Here is a 23,370-nt window from a genome sequence, read left to right on the forward strand (position 1 = left end):
CCGCCGATGGCGCTGCAGATCCGATCAACAGGCCCCAGCCTTGCGCGGGGCCTGTGTCTTTTTACCTTAACCTTCTGCCATGCTGCGACTCACCGAACTCCGCCTGCCGCTCAACCATGCCGAGGACGCGCTGCGCCCCGCCGTGCTGGCGCGCCTGGGGCTCAAGGATGGGCAGCTGAAGAGTTTCACGGTCTTCAAGCGCAGCTACGACGCGCGCAAGAAGAGCGCCATGGTGCTGATCTACACCGTGGATTGCGAGGTGGCGGATGAGGCCGCGCTGCTGGCCCGTTTCGCCGGCGATGCGCATGTGAAGACCACGCCGGACATGGACTACAAGTTCGTCGGCCGGCTGCCGGCGGACTTCTATGCCGACGCGCGCCCGCGCCCGGTGGTGATCGGCTTCGGCCCCTGCGGCATCTTCGCCGCCCTGATCCTGGCCCAGATGGGCCTGCGCCCCATCGTGCTGGAGCGCGGCAAGCAGGTGCGCGAGCGCACCAAGGACACCTGGGGCCTGTGGCGCCAGGGCGAGCTGAACCCCGAATCGAATGTGCAGTTCGGCGAGGGCGGCGCCGGCACCTTCTCGGACGGCAAGCTCTGGAGCCAGATCTCCGACCCGCGCCATCTGACGCGCAAGGTGCTGAACGAGTTCGTCAAGGCCGGTGCGCCCGAGGAGATCCTGTTCGTCAGCAAGCCGCACATCGGCACCTTCCGCCTGGTCAGCATGGTGATCAAGATGCGTGCCGAGATCGAGGCCCTGGGCGGCGAGATCCGCTTCGAGCAGAAGGTCACCGACCTGCTGATCGAACAGGGCCATGTGCGGGGTGTCACGCTCGCATCGGGCGAGCAGATCGCCACCAATCAGGTGGTGCTGGCGCTGGGCCACAGCGCGCGCGACACCTTCCAGATGCTGCACGAGCGCGGCGTCCACATGGAGGCCAAGCCCTTCTCGATCGGCTACCGCATCGAGCATCCGCAGAGCATCATCGACGCGGCGCGCTTCGGCCCCAACGCCGGCAACCCCATCCTGGGCGCGGCCGACTACAAGCTGGTGCACCATGCCAGCAATGGCCGCTCGGTCTACAGCTTCTGCATGTGCCCCGGCGGCACGGTGGTGGCCGCCACCTCCGAGCCCGAGCGCGTGGTCACCAATGGCATGAGCCAGTATTCGCGCAACGAGCGCAACGCCAACGCCGGCATCGTGGTGGGCATCTCGCCCCAGGATTACCGGCAGGACGGCAGGACCGAGGGCCCGGTGAGCCCGCTCGACGGCATGGCCTTCCAGCGCATCTGGGAGTCGCGCGCCTATGAGCTGGGCGAGGGCGGCTACAAGGCCCCGGGCGCCCTGGTGGGTGATTTCATCAAGCGCCAGCGCAGCCGCGAGTTCGGCAACGTCATGCCCAGCTACAAGCCCGGCGTCACGCTCACCGACCTGCAGCAGAAGGGCCGTGGCAGCCTGCCCGAGTACGCGCTGGAGGCGATCCGCGAGGCCTTGCCGGCCTTCGAGCGCCAGATCCGCGGCTTCTCCATGGCCGATGCGGTGCTCACCGGGGTCGAGACCCGCACCTCCTCGCCGCTGCGCATCACGCGCGGCAAGAACTACCAGAGCCTGAACGTGGCCGGCCTGTTCCCGGCCGGCGAGGGGGCCGGCTATGCGGGCGGCATCATGTCGGCCGGCGTGGACGGCATCGAGGTGGCCGAGGCGGTGGCCAAGGACATGCTGGGCCTGTAAACTTCGCAAACGGCGAAGGGTTGTTTGGCGGCTTAGGTAGTTGCCGGCCTTCGGCGAAGGCTAAATTGCAGTCCCATGCTCCGCTCCGTTCACTCAGCCCGTCTTGCCGCGCGCCTTCTCGTCGCGGCCGGGCTGCTGCTGGTGGGGCTGGCGCAAGCGGCCGCTTATCCGCAACGCAGCATCAACTGGCTGGTGGCGTTTCCTGCCGGCAGCGCCACCGATCAGCTGGCGCGCGTGCTGGCCGAGCACATCGCCCGCCAGGCCGGTCAGGCCATCGTGATCGAGAACAAGCCGGGGGCGAACGGCCTCTTGGGCGGTGCCGCGGCCGCCAAGGCCGCGCCCGATGGCTACAGCTTCTTCATCGCCACCAGCACCACGCATGCGGCGAACGCCTCGCTGTACCGCAAGCTGCCCTATGACCCGATCAAGGATTTCGCGCCGGTCTCGCGGCTGGCGGAGATCCCCTTCGTGATGCTGGTGAACCCCGCCGTGCCGGCCGACTCGCTGGCCGGCTTTGTCGGCCACGCCAGGGCCCATCCCAACCAGCTGGCCTGGGGCTCGGGCTCCAGCGGCAGCCTGATTCCCGGCCATGCCCTGGTCAGCACCAACAAGCTGCCCCTGACCCATGTGCCCTACAAGGGCGTGCAGCCGGCCATGACCGACACCATCGGCGGCACCATCCAGCTGGTGTTTGCGGACCTGGCCTCGGCGGTGCCGCAGGTCAAGGCCGGCAAACTGCGCGCGCTGGCAGTGACCTCGGCCAGGCCCCACGCCATGCTGCCCGCGGTGCCGCCGCTGGCGCAGGCCGTGCCCGGTTTCGAGATGACGGCCTGGTTTGCCATCTATGCGCCGGCCGGCACGCCCGAGCCGGTGCTGGCGCAGATGAACAAATGGGTGAGGGCGGCGCTGGCCGATGCCGGCGTCAGGCAACGCCTGACCCTCGCCGGCTTCGAGCTGACGCCCAGCACGCCGGCCGAGCTGGGCCTGTTCGCCGCCAAGGAAACGCTCAAATGGGCCAAGGCGGTGCAGGCCGCGGGCCTGCAGCCGGAATGAGGTAGCAAAAGCGATGCGCATGGACCTCACCACCCTCAATCTGGTGCTCGCGATCGAGCAGACGCGCTCCATCACGCGCGGCGCCGAGCGCGAACACCTGGCGCTGGCGGCGGCCAGCAAGCGGCTTTCGGACCTGGAGTCGCGCCTGGGCGTGCAGCTGTTCGAGCGCCGCGCCCGCGGCGTCGAGCCCACCGAGGCCTGCCGCGCCCTGGTGCGCCATATCCGCGCCCTGCATGCCTCCCTGCATGCGCTGGAGAGCGAGGTGGTGGAGTTTGCGCGCGGCATCAAGGGCCATCTGCGCATCGCCGCCAATGCCGGCTCGATCGCCGAATGCCTGCCGCCCGACCTGGTGGCCTTCTCGCAAGCGCACCCCCAGATCCGCATCAGCCTGGAAGACCTCACCAGCGCCGAGGTGCAGGCCGCGGTGGCCGAAGGGCGCGCCGATGTCGGTGTGTTCACCGCGCCGCTGCTGGACAACCGCCTGCAGACCTGGACCTACCGCCAGGGCCGCCTGGCCGTGCTGGTGCCCAAGGGGCATGCGCTGGCCAAGCGCAGCGCGGTCAGCTTCGACGACCTGCTGGACTACGACCTGATCGGCCTGCACGCCGGCGCTGCGGCCCAGGACATGATGATCGAGCAGGCAGTGGCGCGCGGCCGCACGCTGAATGCGCGCCTGCAGGTGCGCGGCTTCGACGCGATTGCCCAGCTGGTGGAAGCCGGGCTGGGCGTGGCCGTGCTGCCGGGCGGGCCGGCCGAGCGCTTTGCCCGCGTGTTCGACTTGAAAGCCCTGCGCCTGGACGAGGACTGGGCGCAGCGCGACTATGTGCTGGCGGTGGCGCGCCAGGAGCGCCTGCCCATGGTGGTGCAGCGCTTTGTGGACCAGTTGTGCCCGCCACCCGCCAAGGATTCATTGCCTGTGAAGGATGACTGAGATGACCGCACGTACCCTTTACGACAAGCTCTGGGATGAGCATGTCGTGCATACCGAAGACGACGGCACGGCCGTGCTCTATATCGACCGCCATCTGGTGCACGAGGTCACCAGCCCGCAGGCCTTCGAAGGCCTGGATCTGGCCGGCCGCAAGGTCTGGCGCCTCTCGGCCAATCTGGCGGTGAGCGACCACAACGTGCCCACCACCGACCGCAGCCAGGGCATTGCCGACCCCATCTCCAAGCTGCAGGTCGACACCCTGGACAAGAACTGCGACCGCCATGGCCTGACCCAGTTCAAGATGAACGACAAGCGCCAGGGCATCGTGCATGTGATCGGCCCGGAGCAGGGCGCCACCCTGCCCGGCATGACGGTGGTCTGCGGCGACAGCCACACCTCCACCCATGGTGCCTTCGGCGCGCTGGCGCATGGCATCGGCACCTCCGAGGTGGAGCATGTGCTGGCCACGCAGACGCTGCTGGCCAAGAAGGCCAAGAACATGCTGATCCGCGTCGAGGGTCAGGTCATGCCCGGCGTGGGCGCCAAGGACATCGTGCTGGCCATCATCGGCAAGATCGGCACGGCGGGCGGCACCGGCTACACCATTGAATTTGCCGGCTCGGCCATTCGCGCGCTCAGCATGGAAGGCCGCATGACGGTCTGCAATATGGCCATCGAGGCGGGCGCGCGCGCCGGCCTGATCGCAGTCGACGAGACCACCATCAACTACTGCAAGGGCCGGCCCTTCAGCCCCAGCGGCGTGGAGTGGGAACAGGCCGTGGCCTACTGGCGTGGCCTGCACTCCGATGCCGGCGCCAAGTTCGACGCCGTGGTGGAGCTCGACGCGGCGCAGATCCGCCCGCAGGTCACCTGGGGCACATCGCCCGAGATGGTGCTCTCCATCGAGGACCGCGTTCCGGATCCCGACAAGGAGAAGGACGCCGTCAAGCGCGGCGCCATCGAGCGCGCGCTGCAGTACATGGCCCTGGAGCCCAACAAGGCCATCAACGACATCCGCATCGACAAGGTCTTCATCGGTTCGTGCACCAACAGCCGCATCGAGGACATGCGCGAGGCCGCCGCGGTGGTCAGGCGTCTGGGCGGCAAGATCGCCAGCAACGTGAAGCTGGCGCTGGTGGTGCCCGGCTCGGGGCTGGTGAAGGCGCAGGCCGAGGCCGAAGGGCTGGACCAGGTCTTCAAGGCGGCCGGCTTCGAGTGGCGCGAGCCCGGTTGCTCGATGTGCCTGGCGATGAATGCCGATCGCCTGGAGCCCGGCGAGCGCTGCGCTTCCACCAGCAACCGCAATTTCGAGGGCCGCCAGGGCGCTGGCGGGCGCACCCATCTGGTCAGCCCGGCGATGGCCGCGGCTGCGGCGATGCAGGGCCATTTCGTTGACGTTCGCAGGATTTCATGATGGAAAAGTTCACCGTGCACAAGGGCCTGGTGGCCCCGATGGATCGCGACAACGTCGACACCGATGCCATCATCCCCAAACAGTTCCTCAAGTCGATCAAGCGCAGCGGCTTCGGCCCCAATCTGTTCGACGAATGGCGCTATCTGGACCATGGCGAGCCCGGCCAGGACCCGGCCACGCGCAAGCCCAACCCGGACTTCGTGCTGAACCAGGCGCGCTATGCAGGCGCCTCGATCCTGATCGCGCGCAGCAACTTCGGCTGCGGCTCCAGCCGCGAGCATGCGCCCTGGGCGCTGGAGCAATACGGCTTCCGCGCGCTGATCGCGCCCAGCTTTGCCGACATCTTCTTCAACAACTGCTTCAAGAACGGCGTGTTGCCCATCGTGCTGCCCGAGGCCCAGGTGGCGCGGCTGTTCGACGAGGTGGCGGCCTTCCCGGGCTACCAGCTGAGCGTGGATCTGGAGCGCCAGGTGGTGTTGAAGCCGGATGGCAGCGAGCTACCCTTCGAGGTGCAGGCCTTCCGCAAGTTCTGCCTGCTGAACGGCTTCGACGACATCGGCCTGACCCTGCGCCATGCCGACAAGATCAAGGCCTATGAGGCCGAGCGCATCGCCACCAAGCCCTGGCTGAACAACCGTTTGATCGGATGAATCAAAATGAAAATCGCAGTCCTGCCCGGTGATGGCATCGGCACCGAAATCGTCGCCGAGGCGGTCAAGGTCCTGAAGGTTCTCGACCTGAAATTCGAACTGGAAACCGCCCCGGTGGGCGGCGCGGCTTACGAGGCCAGCGGTCATCCGCTGCCCGAGGCCACGCTCAAGCTGGCCCAGGCCGCCGACGCGGTGCTGTTCGGCGCCGTGGGCGACTGGAAGTACGACAAGCTGGAACGCGCCCTGCGCCCCGAGCAAGCCATCCTGGGCCTGCGCAAGCATCTGGGCCTGTTTGCCAACTTCCGCCCGGCGATCTGCTACGAGCAGCTCACCCATGCCTCCAGCCTCAAGCCCGAACTGGTGGCCGGCCTGGACATCCTCATCATCCGCGAGCTCACCGGCGATATCTATTTCGGCCAGCCGCGCGGCCGCCGTACCGCGGTGGACGGGCATTTCCCCGGCAGCGAGGAAGCTTTCGACACCATGCGCTACTCGCGCCCGGAGATCGAGCGCATCGCCCATGTGGCCTTCCAGGCCGCGCGCAAGCGCAACAAGCGCGTGACCTCGGTGGACAAGGCCAATGTGCTGGAGACCTTCCAGTTCTGGAAGGATGTGGTCACCGAGGTGCATGCCCAGTATCCCGACGTGGAACTGGACCATATGTATGTGGACAACGCCGCGATGCAGCTGGTGAAGGCGCCCAAGCGCTTCGACGTGGTGGTGACCGGCAATATGTTCGGCGACATCCTCTCGGACGAGGCGGCCATGCTCACCGGCTCGATCGGCATGCTGCCCTCGGCCTCGTTGGACAAGAACAACAAGGGCCTTTACGAACCCAGCCATGGCAGCGCGCCTGACATTGCCGGTAAGGGTGTTGCAAACCCGCTGGCTACAATACTGTCAGCTGCCATGATGCTCAAGTTCTCCCTCAACCAGCCCGAAGCCGCCGCCCGTATCGAGGCGGCCGTTGGCGCTGTGTTGTCCCAAGGTCTGCGCACCGCGGACATTTGGAGCGAGGGCACCCAGAAGGTGGGCACGCGCGAGATGGGTGATGCGGTTGTGGCCGCCATCACCACCATGACCAAAACCATTAAGAGCTAGTTCAGCTCCGGTTCGTCTCGCCCCTGCATCCCCGGCGACACGAGCCGGGGAAGGAAGAGCTTAGTTCTCAACTTTTCTAGGGCGATAGAGGTAAGCAGATGACGACACTTGTAGGACTGGTAGGCTGGCGCGGCATGGTGGGCTCGGTGCTCATGGACCGCATGAGCGCTGAGCGTGATTTCGACCTGATCGAGCCGCTGTTCTTCAGCACCTCGAATGCCGGCGGCGCCGCCCCGGCCCAGGCCAAGAACGAAACCAAGCTGCAGAACGCTTTCGATATCGAACAGCTCAAGCGCTGCGAGATCATCATCACCGCCCAGGGCGGCGACTACACCACCGAGGTCTATCCCAAGCTGCGCGCCGCCGGCTGGAACGGCCACTGGATCGATGCCGCCTCCACCCTGCGCATGGCCAGCGACGCCGTCATCATCCTCGACCCGGTCAATATGCCGGTGATCAAGGACGCACTCGTCAAGGGCGGCAAGAACTGGGTCGGCGGCAACTGCACCGTCAGCTGCATGCTGATGGGCGTGGGCGCGCTCTACAAGGCCGGCCTGGTGGAGTGGATGAGCACTCAGACCTACCAGGCGGCCTCCGGCGGCGGCGCCCAGCATATGCGCGAGCTGCTGACGCAGTACGGCACGCTCAATGGCGAGGTGAAGGCGCTGCTGGACGATCCCAAGAGCGCCATCCTCGAGATCGACCGCCGTGTGATCGCCAAGCAGCGTGCACTCTCCGCCACCGAGACGGCCAACTTCGGCGTGCCGCTGGGCGGCTCGCTGATTCCCTGGATCGACAAGGATCTGGGCAACGGCCAGTCCAAGGAAGAGTGGAAGGGCATGGCCGAGACCAACAAGATCCTCGGCATGGGCGAGGGCTTTGGTTCGGCCGCGATCCCGGTGGACGGCTTCTGCGTGCGCGTGGGCGCGATGCGCTGCCATAGTCAGGCGCTGACCTTCAAGCTCAAGAAGGACGTGCCGCTGGACGAGATCGAGGCCATGATCGCCGCCGACAACGAGTGGGTGAAAGTAGTGCCCAACAACCGCGAGGCGACGCTGCAAGACCTGACCCCGGTGGCCGTGACCGGCACCATGAGCATCCCGGTGGGCCGCATTCGCAAGCTCGCCATGGGCCCCGAGTACCTGGGTGCCTTCACCATCGGCGACCAGCTGCTGTGGGGTGCGGCCGAGCCGCTGCGCCGTATGCTGCGCATCCTGCTCGCTCGGTGAATACCCCAGGCTGAACCCGCCCCCTCGTTGCCGGCAAGCCACATGCTGGTAACGGGAGGTGAATCAGGGTGCTGTCAAGCCTCGTATTCAGCCTTTGCCTTAGCTCTCAAGCGTATATGCTTGATGCTGTTGTGATTTCATGTCGTCTGACCGCATGGGACAGCATCGCGAAGGCTGCGAGCAGCAATACAAACATCGTCTAGACAGGCGGACACCCTGGGGTGCCCGCCTTGTTGCTTTGGGGGACGCCTTGAATACTCATCCTGGCGCTTATGCGCGCTTTGCCCTGACCCATGTGGCAGTGGCTGTTCTGGCCGTGGCCAGCACCACCGCCTGGGGCCTCGGCCTCGGTCGGCTCTCGGTGCAATCGTCTCTGGGCGAAACGCTCAAGGCCGAGATCGATGTCACCAGCCTGACGTCGGAAGAGGCCGGCACGCTGAAGCTGCGTGTCGCGCCGCCCGAGTCCTACCGGGCCGCGGGTGTCGAGTACAACGCCGTGCTCAGCGCCACCCAGGTGCAGCTGAGCCGCCGCGCCGATGGCCGGCCGTTTCTGCGCATTGCCAGCGATCGCGCGGTGCAGGAGCCCTTTGTCGATGTGATCCTCGAGATCAACTGGGCCAGCGGCCGCCTGGTGCGCGAATACACCTTGCTGTTCGATCCGCCGGGCACGCCCAAGCCGGCCGCCGAGGTGGCGACGGCGCCGGTCATCGCGCCGACGCCGGCCGAGCCCGCGGCGGTGCCGCCGGTGGCGAGCCGCGCGCCCGCGCCGGTGCCGCCGGCCGCACCGGTGAAGCCGCGCCTGGAAAGCAAGCCCGAACCGCAGGCGCCCGCGCCCAAGCCCGCGCCAGCACCCAAGCCGGTAGCCGCGGCGTCCGCCAGCGAATATGCGGTCAAGCCGGGTGACACGCTGTCGCGCGTGGCCAGCAAGACCCTGGCGCCCGGCGTCTCGCTGGACCAGATGCTGGTGGGCCTGTACCGCAACAACCCCGACGCCTTCATCAACGAGAACATGAACCGGCTGAAGGCCGGTGCGGTGCTGCAGGTGCCCGGCGGTGACACGCTGGCGGCCATCAGCCCGGACGAAGCCCGCCAGGTGATACAGGCGCAGAGCGCTGACTTCAGCAGTTATCGCCAGCGCCTGGCGAGCGGTGCACCCGAGATGGCAGCGCAGGAAAGCGCGCGCCAGGCCAAGGGCAAGGTGCAGGCCGCGGTGGAAGACCGCAAGCCGGCGCCCGCCGCCACACCCGACAAGCTGACGCTCAGCAAGTCCGCCTCCGGCACCGAAGCCAAGTTGTCCAAGGAGACCGAGAAGAAGGATTCCGCCACCCGTGTGGCCGAGCTGACGCGCAATGTCGAGGAGTTGAAGAAGCTGTCCTCGGCGGCCAAACCGGCACCGGCACCCAGCCCGGCACCGGCACCCGCACCGACGCCAGCACCGACGCCAGCACCGAGCCCCGCGCCGGCCGCAGCGCCAGCGCCGGCGCCTGCGCCAGCCGTCGCACCTGCCGTGGTGACGCCACCGCCGGTGGTGCAGGCGTCGGCACCTGCACCCGCGGCCTCCAAGCCCATGCCGCCCAAGCCGGCGGCGAGTACGCCGGTCATTCCGATGTCCGAGGCGCCCGGGGTGATGGATACTTTGATGGACAACATCCTGCCCCTCGGCGCCGCCCTGCTGGCGCTGTTGGGCGGCGCGGCCTTCCTGCGCTGGCGCTCGCGCAAGCAGCCGGCCCAGCATGCCGAGACCGGCTTCACCGAAAGCCGCATGCAGCCGGATTCGTTCTTTGGCGCCAGCGGCGGGCAGCGCGTGGATACCCGCGACGCTTCCGCCAGCGGCCAGTCCTCGATGAGCTATTCGCTCAGCCAGCTGGACGCCATCGGCGATGTGGATCCGGTCGCCGAGGCCGACGTCTACCTGGCCTATGGCCGCGATCTGCAGGCCGAGGAAATCCTCAAGGAAGCCCTGCGCGCCAACCCCGAGCGGCTGGCCATCCGCCTCAAGCTGCTGGAGGTCTACGCCAAGCGCCGCGACACCAAGGGCTTTGAGCAACTCGCCGTGCACCTCTACGCCGAAACCCAGGGCATGGGCGAGGATTGGGAGCGTGCGCAGGAGCTGGGCCGCCAGATTGATTCGGACAACCCGCTTTACCAGCCGGGCGGTGCGCCCGTCACCGTGAGCGGCGAGGAAGATGCGCGCCCCGAGCCCATGAACGCCAGCACCCTGCCGGCGTCCAATGTGGCACATATGGCGACGGCCCCGGTCGAGCGGCCGGTTGATCCCGGCCCGTCCAGCCTGCTGGACCTCGATCTGGACCTGGATCTGGGCTCGCCTGCGCCCGCCGCCAGCAGCATTTCGATGGACGCCACCCAGGCCCTCGCCACCACGGTGGAGCAGGCACCGCTGGCCATGGATCTGGACGTCTCGGCACCCGCGGCCGCCCCCGATCTGGAGTTCGACCTGAACGATCTGGGTGATTTCGATGCACCGGCCACGCCGGCGCCGGCCGCCGAGGCTTCGGCGCCTTCGCTGGACTTCGATCTCTCCGGCATCGATCTCGACCTGCCCGCCAGCGAGCCGAGCGCGCCCCTGCCAGCGGCGGAAGTGACGCAGATGAACGAAGGCCTGCCGGCCGACTTCGACGCCGTGTTGCAGGAGGCCACGGCCGCCAGCACGGCCGACGACCAACTCAGCCATGCGCTGGATGCCTTGGGCGATGACGAGGGCGACCCCTTGCAGCGCCAGCTGGAATTGGCCGACGAGTTCCGCCAGATCGGCGATACCGAAGGCGCACGCGATGTGCTGCAGGAGCTGATCGCCAAGGCCGACGGCGCGCTGAAGGCCAAGGCCCAGGCCATGCTGGACGAGTTGCGCTGACAAGCCGGCGCAAGCGCGCAGCGACAATCAAGGCGCCCGGGCCGACCGGGCGCCTTTTCTTTCATTTGGGGACAAGATGACAACGCGCGTGGCGCTGGGAGTGAGTTACCGGGGCACGGCCTACAAGGGCTGGCAGAGCCAGCCCGGCGGCGGAACGGTGCAGGACGCGCTGGAGCGCGGCTTGGCCAAGTTCGCCGCCCACCCGATACGCACCATCTGCGCCGGCCGCACCGATGCCGGTGTGCATGGCCTGAACCAGGTGGTGCATTTCGATGCCCAGGTGGAGCGCGAGCCTTTCTCCTGGATACGCGGCAGCAACCGTTATCTGCCGCCCGATATCGCGATCCAGTGGTGTGCCTTCCCCGGCGCCGATTTCCACGCCCGCAACCACGCGCGCGGCCGACGTTATGCCTATCTGCTGCTGGAGTCGGCGGTGCGGCCGGCGATCGAGTCGGGCGGGGCGGGCTGGATCTTCAGGCCGCTGGACGGCGACGCGATGCGCGCCGCTGTCGAGGTGCTGCTGGGCGAGCACGACTTCAGCTCCTTCCGTTCGGCCGAGTGCCAGGCGGCCTCGCCGATCAAGATCCTGCGCGCCATCGAGATCCACAAGCGCGGCGCCTACTGGCGCTTCGAATTCGATGCCTCGGCCTTCCTGCATCACATGGTGCGCAACATCATGGGCTGCCTGCTGGCGGTGGGCACGGGCACACGCTCGGTGGCCTGGCTGGCCGAGGTGCTGGCCGCACGCGACCGCAAGCTGGCGGCACCCACCTTTGCGCCCGACGGCCTGTATTTCGTGGGCCCGTACTACGATGCCGAACTGAACCTTCCGCAAAAGACGGCGGCCATGGATTGGCTGCCCTGACCGAGTCCCGCATCATGAGCCGTACCCGCATCAAGATCTGTGGATTGACCCGCGAGGCCGATGTGGACGCCGCCGTCGAGGCCGGCGCCGATGCGATCGGCTTCGTGTTCTATGCCAAGAGCCCGCGTGCGGTGACGCCCGGCCGCGCGGCCGAGCTGGCGCGCCGCCTGCCGCCCTTCGTGACACCGGTGGGCCTGTTCGTCAATGCCGGCGCGGCCGAGCTGGCGGCCGGCCTGCAAGCCCTGCCAAACATGCTGCTGCAGTTCCACGGCGACGAGGGCAGGGCGGACTGCGAGCGCGCGGCGCGCCCCTATCTGCGCGCCGCCCGCATGGTGCCGGGCTTTGATTTGCTAGACTTCGCATCTCAGTTCTCCAGCGCCCAAGGCCTGCTGCTCGACGCCCATGTCGAGGGCTATGGCGGCGGCGGAAAGGTATTCGATTGGTCACTCATTCCAAGAAACGTGCCCTCTCCAGTCGTTTTGTCTGGTGGGTTGCATGCCGGAAATGTGATCGAAGGGATTCTTCAGGTCCGGCCCTGGGCCGTTGACGTCAGCTCCGGTGTGGAGGAGGCCAAGGGTCTCAAGAGCGCCGCGCTGATGCGCCAGTTCTGCGAGGCGGTGCGCGAAGCCGATGCACGCCTTGATGAAGCCAATAGCTGAAGAGAAGAATCCCTCATGACGACCTATGACCAACCCGATGCCCGCGGGCATTTCGGACCCTATGGTGGACGCTTTGTCGCCGAAACCCTGGTGCACGCCCTGGATGAGCTCAACGAGGCCTACGCGCACTACAGCCGTGACCCCGAGTTCATCGCCGAGTACCAGCGCGAACTGGCCCATTTCGTCGGCCGCCCCAGCCCCATCTATCACGCCGACCGCATGAGCCGCGAGCTCGGCGGCGCACAGATCTACCTCAAGCGCGAGGACCTGAACCACACCGGCGCGCACAAGGTCAACAACACCATCGGCCAGGCCCTGCTGGCCAAGCGCATGGGCAAGAAGCGCGTGATCGCCGAAACCGGCGCCGGCCAGCATGGCGTGGCCACCGCCACCATCTGCGCCCGCTACGGCATGGAGTGCGTGGTCTATATGGGCAGCGAGGACGTCAAGCGCCAGTCGCCCAATGTCTACCGCATGAACCTGCTGGGTGCACGCGTGGTGCCGGTGGAATCGGGCTCCAAGACCCTCAAGGACGCGCTCAACGAGGCCATGCGCGACTGGGTCACGAATGTGGAATCGACCTTCTACATCATCGGCACGGTGGCGGGCCCGCATCCCTATCCGATGATGGTGCGCGACTTCCAGCGCGTCATCGGCGATGAATGCCTGACCCAGATGCCGCCGATGATTGGCCGCCAGCCCGACGCGGTGATCGCCTGCGTGGGTGGCGGCTCGAATGCCATCGGCATCTTCTACCCCTATATCGAGCATGCCGGCGTGCGCCTGATCGGCGTCGAGGCGGCCGGCCTGGGCGTGGACAGCGGCAAGCATGCGGCCACGCTCTCGGCCGGCAGCCCCGGCGTGCTGCATGGCAATCGCACCTATCTGCTGCAGGACGCGAACGGCCAGATCATCGAGACGCATTCGATCTCGGCCGGCTTGGACTATCCCGGCGTCGGCCCCGAGCATGCCTACTTGAAGGACATCGGCCGCGCCGAGTATGTGGGCATCACCGACGAGGAGGCGCTGGCCGCCTTCCACTATCTGTGCCGCACCGAGGGCATCATCCCGGCGCTGGAGTCCAGCCATGCGGTGGCCCATGCGATGAAGCTGGCGCCGACCATGAGGCCCGACCAGCATCTGCTGGTGAACCTCTCCGGCCGCGGCGACAAGGACATCGGCACGGTGGCCGATCTCTCGCATGCCGAGTTCTTCTGTCGGCCGTCCTGCAAGGGGCAGTCGGTCAAGGGCGGCGGCGAGCAGCCCGTCGTCGTGACGAAGGGAGGCCAGGCATGAGCCGCATCCAAGCCACCTTCGCGCAGTTGGCGGCCCAGGGCCGCAAGGCACTGATCCCCTTCATCCATGCCGGCGATCCCTTCCCCGAAACCACGGTCGAGCTGATGCTGGCCATGGCCGAGGCCGGCGCCGATGTGATCGAGCTGGGCGTGCCCTTCTCGGACCCGATGGCCGATGGTCCGGTGATCCAGCGCGCCGCCGAACGGGCGCTGACGCATGGCATCGGCATGCCCCAGGTGCTGGACTATGTGCGCGCCTTCCGGGAGCGCGACAGCAGCACACCGGTGGTGCTGATGGGCTATGCCAACCCGATCGAGCGCTATGGCATGGAGCGCTTTGTGCTCGATGCCAAGGCGGCCGGCGTGGATGGCGTGCTGGTGGTGGACTACCCGCCCGAGGAATGCGAGGCCTTCGCGGCCGCGCTGAGTGCGCAGGAGCTGGACCCGATCTTCCTGCTCGCCCCCACCTCCACCGACGAACGCATGGCGCGCATCGGCAAGGTGGCGCGCGGCTATGTCTACTACGTCTCGCTCAAGGGCGTGACCGGTGCCGGGCATCTGGACACCGAGGCGGTGGCGGCAATGATTCCGCGCATCCGCGCCCATGTGAGCGTGCCGGTGGGCGTGGGTTTCGGTATCCGCGACGCCGCCACGGCTCAGGCCGTGGGCCGGGTTTCGGACGCGGTGGTGATCGGCTCGCGCCTGGTTCAGCTGCTGGAGGTGCAGACACGCGATAATGTCGCCGCCACGGGTGCTGAATTCATCCGCGAGATACGGGCGGCGCTGGACGCGCTGCCGGCATCGACTTGACACTCTGGCCCAGGGCACTTCGCCCGGGCCGGCTAGCAAAAAAAGGACACTGCAATGAGTTGGCTCGAGAAACTTCTGCCGCCCAAGATGCAGCAACAGGATCCCAACGAGCGCCGCACGGTGCCCGAGGGCCTGTGGATCAAGTGCCCGTCCTGCGAGACGGTGCTCTACAAGACCGATCTGGAGCAGAACGTCAATGTCTGCCCCAAGTGCAGCCACCACCACCGCATCGGCGCGCGTGCGCGCCTGAACGCCTTCCTCGACGGCGAGGGCCGCTACGAGATCGGCCAGGAGGTGTTGCCGGTCGATGCGCTGAAGTTCAAGGACAGCAAGAAGTACCCCGACCGCCTCAAGGAAGCGCTGGAGTCCACCGGCGAGACCGACGCCCTGGTGGTGATCGGCGGCGCGGTGATGAGCGTGCCGGTGGTGGCGGCCTGCTTCGAGTTCGATTTCATGGGCGGGTCCATGGGCTCGGTGGTGGGTGAGCGTTTTGCGCGTGGCGTGGAAACCGCCCTGGAGCAGAAGACCCCCTTCATCTGCTTCACCGCCACCGGCGGCGCGCGCATGCAGGAAGGCCTTCTGAGCCTGATGCAGATGGCCAAGACCAATGCGGCGCTGAGCCGCCTGGCCAAGGCCAAGTTGCCCTATATCAGCGTGCTGACCGATCCCACCATGGGCGGCGTTTCCGCCAGCTTCGCCTTTGTGGGCGACATCGTGATTGCCGAGCCCAAGGCCCTGATCGGCTTTGCCGGCCCGCGCGTGATTGAGAACACGGTGCGCGAGAAGCTGCCGCCGGGCTTCCAGCGCGCCGAGTTCCTGATGGAAAAGGGCGCGGTCGACATGATCGTGGACCGCCGCCAGCTGCGCGAGACGATTGCCCGCCAGCTGGCCATGCTGCAGCGCCAGAGCTCGGACGCGGTGGCCTGATTGCTTCGATGAAACCCCGCACGGCCAGGCCCGCAAGGTCTGGCCGTGTTGCTTTGCAGATCCCAGATGACCAGCAGCCCCACCGCCCAACAGCGCCTTGATGACTGGCTCGCCCATTGCGAGCGCCTGCATCCCAAGGAAATCGACATGACGCTGGCCCGCGTGGCCGAGGTGCGCAAACGACTGGGGCTGCGCTTCGAGGCGCCGGTGGTGATGGTGGCGGGCACCAATGGCAAGGGCTCCACCTGCGCGATGCTGGAGTCCATCGCCCTGCACGCGGGCTATCGGGTGGGTCTCTACATCAAGCCGCACCTGGTGCATTTCCAGGAGCGCTGCCGCGTGGGCGGTGCGCCGGTGCCGGCCGAGTCGCTGATCCCGCATTTCGAGGCCGTCGAGGCCGCGCGTGGCGAGCTGGCGCTGACCTATTTCGAGTTCACCACGCTGGCGATCCTGCACCGGCTGGCGGCTGAGCCGCTCGACCTGGTGATCCTGGAGGTGGGCCTGGGCGGGCGCCTGGACGCGGTGAACGCCATCGATGCCGATTGCATGGTGATCACCAGCATCGATCTGGACCACACCGAGTTCTTGGGCAGCGACCGCGAGTCGGTGGGGCGCGAGAAGGCCCACATCATGCGCGCCGGCAAGCCCGTGATCGTCAGCGACCCCATGCCACCGGCCTCGATCGCCGAGTTTGCCGCCGGCATCGGTGCCGACCTGCGCCAGCTCGGGCGCGATTTCACCTACAGCGGCGACCGCCAGCAATGGCAATGGGCGGGCCGCAGCCGGCGCTTCAGCGGCATGGCCTATCCGGCCCTGCGCGGCGTCAACCAGCTGCTCAATGCCGCAGGTGTGCTGGCCGTGTTCGAGGCCTTGTACGAGCGCCTGCCCATCAGCGCGCAGGCGGTGCGCACCGGCCTGGCCATGGTGGAGCTGCCGGGGCGCTTCCAGGTCGTGCCGGGCCAGCCGGCGCTGGTGCTGGACGTGGCGCACAACCCCCATGCGGTGGCGGCGCTGGCGCAGAACCTCGACCAGATGGGCTTCTTCCCGCGCACCCATGTGGTGTTCGGCGCCATGGCTGACAAGGACTTGGGCCAAATCCTGGAGCGCATTGCGCCCCTGGTGGACGTCTGGCATTTCACCGATCTGCCGCTGCCGCGCGCCGCCAAGGCCGCGGCCTTGGCCGAGCAGTTCGAATCGCTGCGCCGGGCCGGGCGCTTGAAGGCGCCCGCCGACGTGCAGAGTTTCCAGCATGCGGCGCCCATGGACGCCCTGGAGGCCGCCGCCGCGGCGGCCGACCCCGCTGATAGAATTCTGGTCTTCGGTTCCTTCTACACCGTGGGAGGAGTGCTGCAGCAAGGCCTGCCGCGCATCAGCGCGGGCGGCGGCGCAACGCAGCACTGAATCTCAGGATCAGGACCCCACGACCGCGGCCCCCGAATGGAGGCCGCTTTCAATTCAAGGCACCGCCCACGACATGGATCTGCTGTCCTTCTTCAAGCGCACAGCGGCCGCCCCCGCGGCCAAACCGGTCTCCGACAGCCTGGATGCCGTGCAGGAGCTGCGCTTGCGTGCGCGCCGCCGCCTGATCGGTGCGGCCGTGCTCGTGGGCATCGGTGTGATCGGCTTCCCGCTGGTGTTCGAGACCCAGCCGCGACCCATCCCGGTGGACCTGCCGATCGAGATCCCGCGCAAGGATGCCTTGCCGCCGCTGGCAATTCCGGCACCGGCACCCGCGCCGCTGCCCGCGCCGGCCGCCTCGCAAGAGACACCGGTGCAGAGCGCCGAACTGGGCAAGGGCATCATCACCGAAGCCCGCGAACCCGAGCCCAAGCCCGCAGCCGCCATCGCGCCCGTGGCCAAGCCGGCGGAGAAGCCGGCCGAGAAGCTGGTGGAAAAGGCCAAGCCCGAGCCCAAACCCGAGGCCAAGGTCGAAGCAAAGCCCGAGAAGAAAGCGGCCGAGCCGCCAAAAGTCGACGTAAAAGCCGATACCAAGGCCGAGGCCGCCCGTGTGCAGGCCCTGCTGGAGGGCAAGCCCGCCGCCGACAAGAAGGCCAGCGACGCTACGGGCGCGCGCTTCATCGTGCAGGTGGGCGCCTATGCCGAGGCCAAGGCCGTGCAAGAAGCGCGCAGCCGGGTCGAAAAGCTTGGCCTCAAGACCTATACCCAGGCGGTGGAAACCGCCGATGGCAAGCGCATCCGTGTGCGCCTGGGCCCCTTCGCCAGCCGTGAAGAGGCCGACAAGGCCGCGGCCAAGGTGCGTGGTGCTGGCCTTTCCACCGCGGTACTGACGCTCTGACGATGGCCTGGGTCGACCTCGTCTTGCTGGGCCTGCTGGGCATTTCGGTGCTCTTGGGTTTGTGGCGCGGTCTGGTGTTCGAGATCCTGTCCATCGCCGGCTGGGTGGTGGCCTATCTGGGGGCGCGCTATCTGTCGCCCTGGACCGAGGGCTGGCTGCCCGCCGAGCGCATGGGGCCGGTGCTCACGCATGCCGCCAGCCTAGTGCTTGGCTTTGTGCTGATCCTGATCGTCTGGGGGCTGGCGGCCAAGCTGCTGCGGGCCTTGATCCATGCCACGCCGCTGAGCGTGTTCGATCGCCTTGGCGGCGCAGGCTTCGGCGTGCTGCGCGGCGTGCTGATCGGCCTGCTGGTGGTGGTGGTGGTGAGCATGACGCCGGCGGTGGAGTCGGCGGCCTGGAGCGACTCGCAACTGGCGCCCTGGTTGCAGGCGCTGTTGCAGGGGCTCAAGCCGGTGCTGCCGGCCGAGCTGCTGAAGTTCATCCCGGTTTGATGATGATGAAGAGTTCGGGTGAGGGCGCCACAAGCGCCCGCGCCCTGTGTATGGTTCAGTGAAGTCTCCTCGCGAGACGCTATTCGAGGTAAACGATATGTGCGGCATCGTCGGTGTGATCTCCCAGGCGCCCGTCAATCAGCTGATCTACGACGCCTTGCTGCTGCTGCAGCACCGCGGGCAGGATGCGGCCGGCATCGTCACGATGCAGGGCAACAAGTGCTTCATGCACAAGGCGCGTGGCATGGTGCGCGACGTGTTCCGCACCCGCAATATGCGTGCGTTGCCCGGCACGACCGGCCTGGGCCAGGTGCGCTATCCCACCGCGGGCAATGCCTACAACGAGGAAGAGGCCCAGCCCTTCTACGTCAACGCGCCCTTCGGCATCGTGCTGGTGCACAACGGCAACCTCACCAACGCCCATGCGCTGAAGAAGGAGCTGTTCGACATCGACCGCCGCCACATCAACACCGAGAGCGATTCTGAGGTGCTCTTGAACGTGGTGGCGCATGAGCTGGAAATGGCGGCGCGCGACCTGCCGCTGACGCCCGAGGAAGTGTTCAAGGCGGTGCGCGCGGTGCATCGCCGCATCAAGGGTTCGTACGCGGTGATCGCGCTGATCGCCGGCCACGGCCTGCTGGCCTTCCGCGACCCCTATGGCATCCGCCCGCTGTGCTTCGGCAAGGCCGCGGACGGCGAGTACATGGTGGCCAGCGAGAGCGTGGCCCTGGAGGGCACCGGCCATCAGCTGGAGCGCGACGTGGCGCCCGGCGAGGCCCTCTTCATCGACACCAAGGGCCAGTTGCACACCCAGCAATGCGCCGAGAACCCGACGCTCAATCCCTGCATGTTCGAGTTCGTCTACCTGGCGCGCCCGGATTCGGTGATGGACGGCATCTCGGTCTACCAGGCCCGCCTGAACATGGGCGAGACGCTGGCGCAGCGCCTCATCTCCACCATGCCGCCGAGCGACATCGATGTGGTGATCCCGATTCCCGAATCGAGCCGCCCTTCGGCGATGCAGCTGGCGCACCGCATCGGCAAGCCCTACCGCGAGGGCTTTGTGAAGAACCGCTATGTGGGCCGCACCTTCATCATGCCGGGGCAGGGCGCGCGCAAGAAGTCGGTGCGACAGAAGCTCAATGCGATCGGCCTGGAGTTCAAGAACCGCAATGTGCTGCTGGTGGATGACTCCATCGTGCGCGGCACGACCTCCAAGGAAATCGTGCAGATGGCCCGCGAGGCCGGCGCACGCAAGGTCTACCTGGCCTCGGCCGCACCGCCGGTGCGTTATCCCAATGTCTATGGCATCGACATGCCCACCAAGGAAGAGTTGGTGGCGCACAACCGCACGATCGAAGAGATCCGCCAGTTCATCGGCGCCGATGCGCTGATCTACCAGGACGTGGATGCGATGAAGCGCGTGGTGGCCGCGCTCAAGCCGGGCCTGGCCGGTTTCGAGGCCTCCTGCTTCGATGGCCACTACATCACCGGCGACGTCAGCGCCGAGGACTTCGCCACCATGCAGGAGCAGCGCAAGAGCCAGGGCGACGAGGAAGATGGCCCGGCGCGCAGCCGCCTGGCCTTGCAGAGCCGCACGGAGGGCTGATGGCATGAGCGACGAAGAAGAGCGCCGCATCGCGCGCGCGCGCCTGCCCGAAGGCCTGCGGCCCGAAACGCTGGCGGTGCGCACCGCGCTGGCGCCCAGCCAGCATGGCGAGAATTCCGAGGCCCTGTTCCTGACCAGCGGTTTTGTGCAGCCCGACGCCGAGACCTCGGCGAGCCGCTTTGCCGCGTCGGAAGACTTCACCTATTCACGCACCAGCAACCCGACCGTGCGCAGCTTCGAGGCGCGTCTGGCAGCGATGGAAGGCACCGAGGCGGCGGTGGCGACGGCCACCGGCATGAGTGCCATCCTGCTGCTCATCATGGGCCTGCTGAAGGCGGGTGACCATGTGGTCTGCTCGCGTTCGGTGTTCGGCTCGACCATCAACCTGTTCGCCAAGGAGTTCGCCAAGTTCGGCGTCGAGACCTCCTTCGTCTCGCAGACCGATCTGGACGAATGGCGCGCCGCGATCAAGCCGACGACCAAGCTCTTCTTTGCCGAGACGCCGACCAATCCGCTGACCGACATCTGCGACATCCGCGCGCTGGCCGACATGGCCCATGCCGCTGGCGCGCTGCTGGTGGTGGACAACAGCTTCTGCTCGCCGGCGCTGCAGCGGCCGGCCGAACTGGGCGCCGACGTCGTCATGCACTCGGGCACCAAATACCTGGACGGCCAGGGCCGCGTGATGGCTGGTGCGCTGTGTGGCGGCGAGAAGTTGATCAAGGACGTGTTCGGACCGGTGATCCGTACCGCCGGCATGACGCTCGCGCCATTCAATGCCTGGGTGGTGCTGAAGGGGCTGGAGACGTTGGGCGTGCGCATGAAGGCGCATTGCGAGAACGCGCTGAAGGTCGCGCAATGGCTGGAGGCGCGGCCCGAGGTCGCGCGCGTCTACTACCCGGGCCTGGCGTCGCATCCGCAGCATGAATTGGCGATGCGCCAGCAAGGCGGGCAGGGCGGGGCGGTGGTGTCCTTCGACCTGAAGGGTGCCACGCCCGAGGCCGCACGCGCAGCTGCCTTCCACCTGATCGACAGCACCCGCGTGATCTCGATCGCCACCAATCTGGGTGATACCAAGTCCATCATCACCCACCCGGCCACCACCTCGCACGGACGCCTGAGCGAGGCTCAGCGTCAGGCGGCCGGTATCGGGCAAGGCCTGATCCGGCTGGCCGTCGGCCTCGAGCATGTGGACGACATCACCGACGATCTGCTGCGCGGCCTTTCCACCTTGAAGAACCGATGAGCCAACAAGCCCCCACCCCCATCCGCACCCGTATCGCGCCGTCGCCCACCGGCTTTCTGCATCTGGGCACGGCCCGCACGGCCCTGTATTCCTGGGCCTATGCCAGGCACTACGGCGGCCAGTTCGTGCTGCGCGTGGAAGACACCGACGTGGCCCGTTCCACCCAGGATTCGGTCGACCAGATCCTGGCCGCGATGAAGTGGCTGGGCCTCGACTATGACGAAGGCCCGATCTACCAGATGCAACGCCTGGAGCGCTACCAGGCCGTGGTCGAGCAGATGATCGCGGCCGGCACGGCCTACCGCTGCTATTGCACGCCCGAGGAGCTGGACGCGATGAAAGCCGCCCAGGAAGCACGCGGCGAAAAGCGCCGTTACGACGGCACCTGGCGCCCCGAACCCGGCAAGCAGCTGCCGGTGGTGCCGGAGGGCGTGAAGCCGGTGGTGCGTTTCAAGAACCCGGTGAGCGGCGATGTGGTTTGGGACGACGTGGTCAAGGGCCCGATCAGCATCAACAACCGCGAGATCGACGACCTCATCATTCTGCGCACCGACGGCGTGCCCACCTACAACTTCGCCGTGGTGGTGGACGATTGGGACATGAAGATCAGCCATGTGTTCCGTGGCGACGAGCATGTCAACAACACGCCCTGGCAGATCAACATCTTCAATGCGCTGGGCGCGCCGCTGCCCAGGTTCGGCCATATGCCGGTGATCCTGGGCGACGATGGCCAGAAGCTCTCCAAGCGCCGCGGTGCGGTGAGCGTGACCGCCTATGAAGAGGCCGGCTACCTGCCCGAGGCGATGCTGAACTACCTCTCGCGCCTGGGCTGGAGCCATGGCGACGACGAGTTGTTCACGCGCGAACAACTGGTGAGCTGGTTCGATGGCAGCCACCTCAACAAGAGCCCGGCTCAATGGGATCCCGCCAAGCTGGAGTGGGTGAACAGCCAGTACATCAAGCAAGCGGACGATGGCCGCCTGGCCCTGTTGGTGGCCGAGCAACTGGCCAAGCGTGGCGTGCAGGCCGACGCGGCGCGCTTGCCTGCCATGGTGGCGCTGTACAAGGATCGTTGTGCCACCACCGTGTCCCTGGCCGATTGGCTCGCCATGTACTTTGGCCCGGTCGTGCCGAATGCGGAAGAACGCGCCGCCCACGTGACCGAGGCGGTTGGGCCGGCATTGGCAGCGCTGGCCGACAAGTTCGCCGGCATCGAATGGAACAAGGCCGCGATTCAGGCCGCCATCAAGGAAGTCATCACGGCGCATGGGCTGAAGATGCCGCAACTGGCGATACCCGTGCGCGTGTTGGTGTGCGGTCGCGCCCAAACTCCCTCGGTGGATGCGGTGCTGGAACTGTTCTCAAAAGAAATCGTGATCGAACGCTTGCGCTCCTTGTAAAAATCGTCCTATAATCTATGTCTCGCTTGAACAGCGCGATACACAAAGAGTCGCAAGCAGCTTGGCAGACGGAATATGTCGAAGAGCAGTTTGCAGGTTCCGAGGGGGTATAGCTCAGCTGGGAGAGCGCTTGCATGGCATGCAAGAGGTCAGCGGTTCGATCCCGCTTACCTCCACCAAGACTTTCAAGTCTGACGTGGCGCGCGGTTCAAGAGGTAGAAGGTTTAGTCCCCTTCGTCTAGAGGCCTAGGACACCACCCTTTCACGGTGACTACAGGGGTTCGAATCCCCTAGGGGACGCCAAGTTTGATAAGGCTTGGCAATCCTTTGAACGCCAGTTTCGACAGAAACAGGAGTTTGAAGGTTTGCGTAACTTATCCCACGCGGAGTGGTAGTTCAGTTGGTTAGAATACCGGCCTGTCACGCCGGGGGTCGCGGGTTCGAGTCCCGTCCACTCCGCCAAGGTTTCGCTAGTACGGCGGCCATTCAGTTGGCCGCTTGTATTTTGAGAAGAATATTTGACGCTTGAATGGCGCGCTATCCTCACGGGGGGTATAGCTCAGCTGGGAGAGCGCTTGCATGGCATGCAAGAGGTCAGCGGTTCGATCCCGCTTACCTCCACCATCAATACTCAGGCAATATGCCGGAGAATATGATTGGAATATGTCAGGTGGCGCGCAATTTAAGCTATATAATATTCGAAGAAGGTTTAGTCCCCTTCGTCTAGAGGCCTAGGACACCACCCTTTCACGGTGACTACAGGGGTTCGAATCCCCTAGGGGACGCCAAGTTT

The 23,370-nt window shown here is 66.6% G+C and carries 19 protein-coding genes and 5 tRNA genes; all 24 read left to right on the top strand.

Features of this window, described 5'->3' with window-relative positions; translation table 11 throughout:
* Positions 1-79: 79 nt before the first annotated feature.
* The 24 genes from AC3WQY_RS10280 to AC3WQY_RS10395 all read left to right on the top strand — a co-directional run bounded on the left by AC3WQY_RS10280 (position 80) and on the right by AC3WQY_RS10395 (position 23,365).
* On the top strand, positions 80-1,729 hold the full coding sequence (locus AC3WQY_RS10280; RefSeq protein ID WP_492708053.1) for an NAD(P)/FAD-dependent oxidoreductase: 1,650 nt from the start codon (positions 80-82) through the stop codon (positions 1,727-1,729).
* 75 nt (positions 1,730-1,804) lie between these two features.
* Positions 1,805-2,782 (top strand): Bug family tripartite tricarboxylate transporter substrate binding protein, encoded by a 978-nt coding sequence (locus AC3WQY_RS10285; RefSeq protein WP_492708055.1) that lies wholly within the window; start codon positions 1,805-1,807, stop codon positions 2,780-2,782.
* A gap of 19 nt (positions 2,783-2,801) precedes the next feature.
* Positions 2,802-3,713 carry a LysR family transcriptional regulator gene (locus AC3WQY_RS10290; protein WP_492708057.1) on the top strand — a complete coding sequence of 304 codons (912 nt, stop codon included), beginning with the start codon at positions 2,802-2,804 and terminating at the stop codon, positions 3,711-3,713.
* Position 3,714: 1 nt separating this feature from the next.
* Positions 3,715-5,127, top strand: coding sequence for a 3-isopropylmalate dehydratase large subunit (leuC, locus tag AC3WQY_RS10295; protein ID WP_492708059.1), 1,413 nt, complete (start codon positions 3,715-3,717; stop codon positions 5,125-5,127).
* Complete coding sequence (gene leuD, locus AC3WQY_RS10300; RefSeq protein ID WP_492708061.1) at positions 5,127-5,777, top strand: 3-isopropylmalate dehydratase small subunit; 651 nt, start codon at positions 5,127-5,129, stop codon at positions 5,775-5,777. The genes leuC and leuD overlap by 1 nt, the downstream gene beginning before the upstream one ends.
* A gap of 6 nt (positions 5,778-5,783) precedes the next feature.
* The gene (gene leuB / locus AC3WQY_RS10305; protein ID WP_492708063.1) at positions 5,784-6,878 is read left to right on the top strand and encodes a 3-isopropylmalate dehydrogenase; all 1,095 of its coding nucleotides are present in this window, start codon (positions 5,784-5,786) and stop codon (positions 6,876-6,878) included.
* 98 nt (positions 6,879-6,976) lie between these two features.
* On the top strand, positions 6,977-8,107 hold the full coding sequence (asd, locus tag AC3WQY_RS10310) for an aspartate-semialdehyde dehydrogenase (RefSeq protein ID WP_492708065.1): 1,131 nt from the start codon (positions 6,977-6,979) through the stop codon (positions 8,105-8,107).
* A 295-nt stretch (positions 8,108-8,402) separates the two neighbouring features.
* Positions 8,403-10,979 carry a motility hub landmark protein FimV gene (locus tag AC3WQY_RS10315; protein WP_492708067.1) on the top strand — a complete coding sequence of 859 codons (2,577 nt, stop codon included), beginning with the start codon at positions 8,403-8,405 and terminating at the stop codon, positions 10,977-10,979.
* Positions 10,980-11,055: 76 nt separating this feature from the next.
* Positions 11,056-11,844, top strand: a complete 789-nt coding sequence (truA, locus tag AC3WQY_RS10320; RefSeq protein ID WP_492708069.1) for a tRNA pseudouridine(38-40) synthase TruA — start codon at positions 11,056-11,058, stop codon at positions 11,842-11,844.
* 14 nt (positions 11,845-11,858) lie between these two features.
* Positions 11,859-12,503: a phosphoribosylanthranilate isomerase gene (locus AC3WQY_RS10325; RefSeq protein ID WP_285232016.1), complete on the top strand. Its 645-nt coding sequence runs from the start codon at positions 11,859-11,861 to the stop codon at positions 12,501-12,503.
* A gap of 15 nt (positions 12,504-12,518) precedes the next feature.
* Positions 12,519-13,799, top strand: coding sequence for a tryptophan synthase subunit beta (gene trpB, locus AC3WQY_RS10330; protein ID WP_492708071.1), 1,281 nt, complete (start codon positions 12,519-12,521; stop codon positions 13,797-13,799).
* Complete coding sequence (gene trpA / locus AC3WQY_RS10335) at positions 13,796-14,608, top strand: tryptophan synthase subunit alpha (RefSeq protein WP_492708073.1); 813 nt, start codon at positions 13,796-13,798, stop codon at positions 14,606-14,608. The genes trpB and trpA overlap by 4 nt, the downstream gene beginning before the upstream one ends.
* A 54-nt stretch (positions 14,609-14,662) precedes the next feature.
* Positions 14,663-15,535: an acetyl-CoA carboxylase, carboxyltransferase subunit beta gene (gene accD / locus AC3WQY_RS10340; RefSeq protein WP_285232019.1), complete on the top strand. Its 873-nt coding sequence runs from the start codon at positions 14,663-14,665 to the stop codon at positions 15,533-15,535.
* A gap of 66 nt (positions 15,536-15,601) precedes the next feature.
* Positions 15,602-16,936 (top strand): bifunctional tetrahydrofolate synthase/dihydrofolate synthase, encoded by a 1,335-nt coding sequence (gene folC / locus AC3WQY_RS10345; protein WP_285232020.1) that lies wholly within the window; start codon positions 15,602-15,604, stop codon positions 16,934-16,936.
* A gap of 73 nt (positions 16,937-17,009) precedes the next feature.
* The gene (locus tag AC3WQY_RS10350; protein WP_285232021.1) at positions 17,010-17,831 is read left to right on the top strand and encodes an SPOR domain-containing protein; all 822 of its coding nucleotides are present in this window, start codon (positions 17,010-17,012) and stop codon (positions 17,829-17,831) included.
* Positions 17,832-17,833: 2 nt separating this feature from the next.
* Positions 17,834-18,322 (top strand): CvpA family protein, encoded by a 489-nt coding sequence (locus AC3WQY_RS10355; protein WP_285232022.1) that lies wholly within the window; start codon positions 17,834-17,836, stop codon positions 18,320-18,322.
* A 97-nt stretch (positions 18,323-18,419) separates the two neighbouring features.
* Positions 18,420-19,931: an amidophosphoribosyltransferase gene (gene purF, locus AC3WQY_RS10360; protein ID WP_285232023.1), complete on the top strand. Its 1,512-nt coding sequence runs from the start codon at positions 18,420-18,422 to the stop codon at positions 19,929-19,931.
* Positions 19,932-19,935: 4 nt separating this feature from the next.
* Positions 19,936-21,177 (top strand): O-succinylhomoserine sulfhydrylase, encoded by a 1,242-nt coding sequence (locus AC3WQY_RS10365; RefSeq protein ID WP_492708077.1) that lies wholly within the window; start codon positions 19,936-19,938, stop codon positions 21,175-21,177.
* On the top strand, positions 21,174-22,577 hold the full coding sequence (gene gltX, locus AC3WQY_RS10370) for a glutamate--tRNA ligase (RefSeq protein ID WP_492708079.1): 1,404 nt from the start codon (positions 21,174-21,176) through the stop codon (positions 22,575-22,577). Before AC3WQY_RS10365 ends, gltX begins: the two co-directional genes overlap by 4 nt.
* Before the next feature lie 103 nt (positions 22,578-22,680).
* Positions 22,681-22,756: transfer RNA gene (locus AC3WQY_RS10375), tRNA-Ala, on the top strand.
* A gap of 48 nt (positions 22,757-22,804) precedes the next feature.
* Positions 22,805-22,880, top strand: a tRNA-Glu gene (locus tag AC3WQY_RS10380).
* An 82-nt stretch (positions 22,881-22,962) separates the two neighbouring features.
* A tRNA-Asp gene (locus AC3WQY_RS10385) sits at positions 22,963-23,039 on the top strand.
* An 86-nt stretch (positions 23,040-23,125) separates the two neighbouring features.
* Positions 23,126-23,201 (top strand) — tRNA-Ala (locus AC3WQY_RS10390).
* A gap of 88 nt (positions 23,202-23,289) precedes the next feature.
* Positions 23,290-23,365: transfer RNA gene (locus tag AC3WQY_RS10395), tRNA-Glu, on the top strand.
* The last annotated feature ends 5 nt before the right edge of the window (positions 23,366-23,370 follow it).

It is taken from the genome of Roseateles sp. FW301-B2 (genome assembly GCF_058788955.1).

What these genes read in the sequence shown, in the direction of transcription:
- AC3WQY_RS10280 (WP_492708053.1), top strand. Translation starts at nt 80, where the DNA reads ATGCTGCGACTCACCGAACTCCGCCTGCCGCTCAACCATGCCGAGGAC.
- AC3WQY_RS10285 (WP_492708055.1), top strand. Translation starts at nt 1,805, where the DNA reads ATGCTCCGCTCCGTTCACTCAGCCCGTCTTGCCGCGCGCCTTCTCGTC.
- AC3WQY_RS10290 (WP_492708057.1), top strand. Translation starts at nt 2,802, where the DNA reads ATGGACCTCACCACCCTCAATCTGGTGCTCGCGATCGAGCAGACGCGC.
- leuC (WP_492708059.1), top strand. Translation starts at nt 3,715, where the DNA reads ATGACCGCACGTACCCTTTACGACAAGCTCTGGGATGAGCATGTCGTG.
- leuD (WP_492708061.1), top strand. Translation starts at nt 5,127, where the DNA reads ATGGAAAAGTTCACCGTGCACAAGGGCCTGGTGGCCCCGATGGATCGC.
- leuB (WP_492708063.1), top strand. Translation starts at nt 5,784, where the DNA reads ATGAAAATCGCAGTCCTGCCCGGTGATGGCATCGGCACCGAAATCGTC.
- asd (WP_492708065.1), top strand. Translation starts at nt 6,977, where the DNA reads ATGACGACACTTGTAGGACTGGTAGGCTGGCGCGGCATGGTGGGCTCG.
- truA (WP_492708069.1), top strand. Translation starts at nt 11,056, where the DNA reads ATGACAACGCGCGTGGCGCTGGGAGTGAGTTACCGGGGCACGGCCTAC.
- AC3WQY_RS10325 (WP_285232016.1), top strand. Translation starts at nt 11,859, where the DNA reads ATGAGCCGTACCCGCATCAAGATCTGTGGATTGACCCGCGAGGCCGAT.
- trpB (WP_492708071.1), top strand. Translation starts at nt 12,519, where the DNA reads ATGACGACCTATGACCAACCCGATGCCCGCGGGCATTTCGGACCCTAT.
- trpA (WP_492708073.1), top strand. Translation starts at nt 13,796, where the DNA reads ATGAGCCGCATCCAAGCCACCTTCGCGCAGTTGGCGGCCCAGGGCCGC.
- accD (WP_285232019.1), top strand. Translation starts at nt 14,663, where the DNA reads ATGAGTTGGCTCGAGAAACTTCTGCCGCCCAAGATGCAGCAACAGGAT.
- folC (WP_285232020.1), top strand. Translation starts at nt 15,602, where the DNA reads ATGACCAGCAGCCCCACCGCCCAACAGCGCCTTGATGACTGGCTCGCC.
- AC3WQY_RS10350 (WP_285232021.1), top strand. Translation starts at nt 17,010, where the DNA reads ATGGATCTGCTGTCCTTCTTCAAGCGCACAGCGGCCGCCCCCGCGGCC.
- AC3WQY_RS10355 (WP_285232022.1), top strand. Translation starts at nt 17,834, where the DNA reads ATGGCCTGGGTCGACCTCGTCTTGCTGGGCCTGCTGGGCATTTCGGTG.
- purF (WP_285232023.1), top strand. Translation starts at nt 18,420, where the DNA reads ATGTGCGGCATCGTCGGTGTGATCTCCCAGGCGCCCGTCAATCAGCTG.
- AC3WQY_RS10365 (WP_492708077.1), top strand. Translation starts at nt 19,936, where the DNA reads ATGAGCGACGAAGAAGAGCGCCGCATCGCGCGCGCGCGCCTGCCCGAA.
- gltX (WP_492708079.1), top strand. Translation starts at nt 21,174, where the DNA reads ATGAGCCAACAAGCCCCCACCCCCATCCGCACCCGTATCGCGCCGTCG.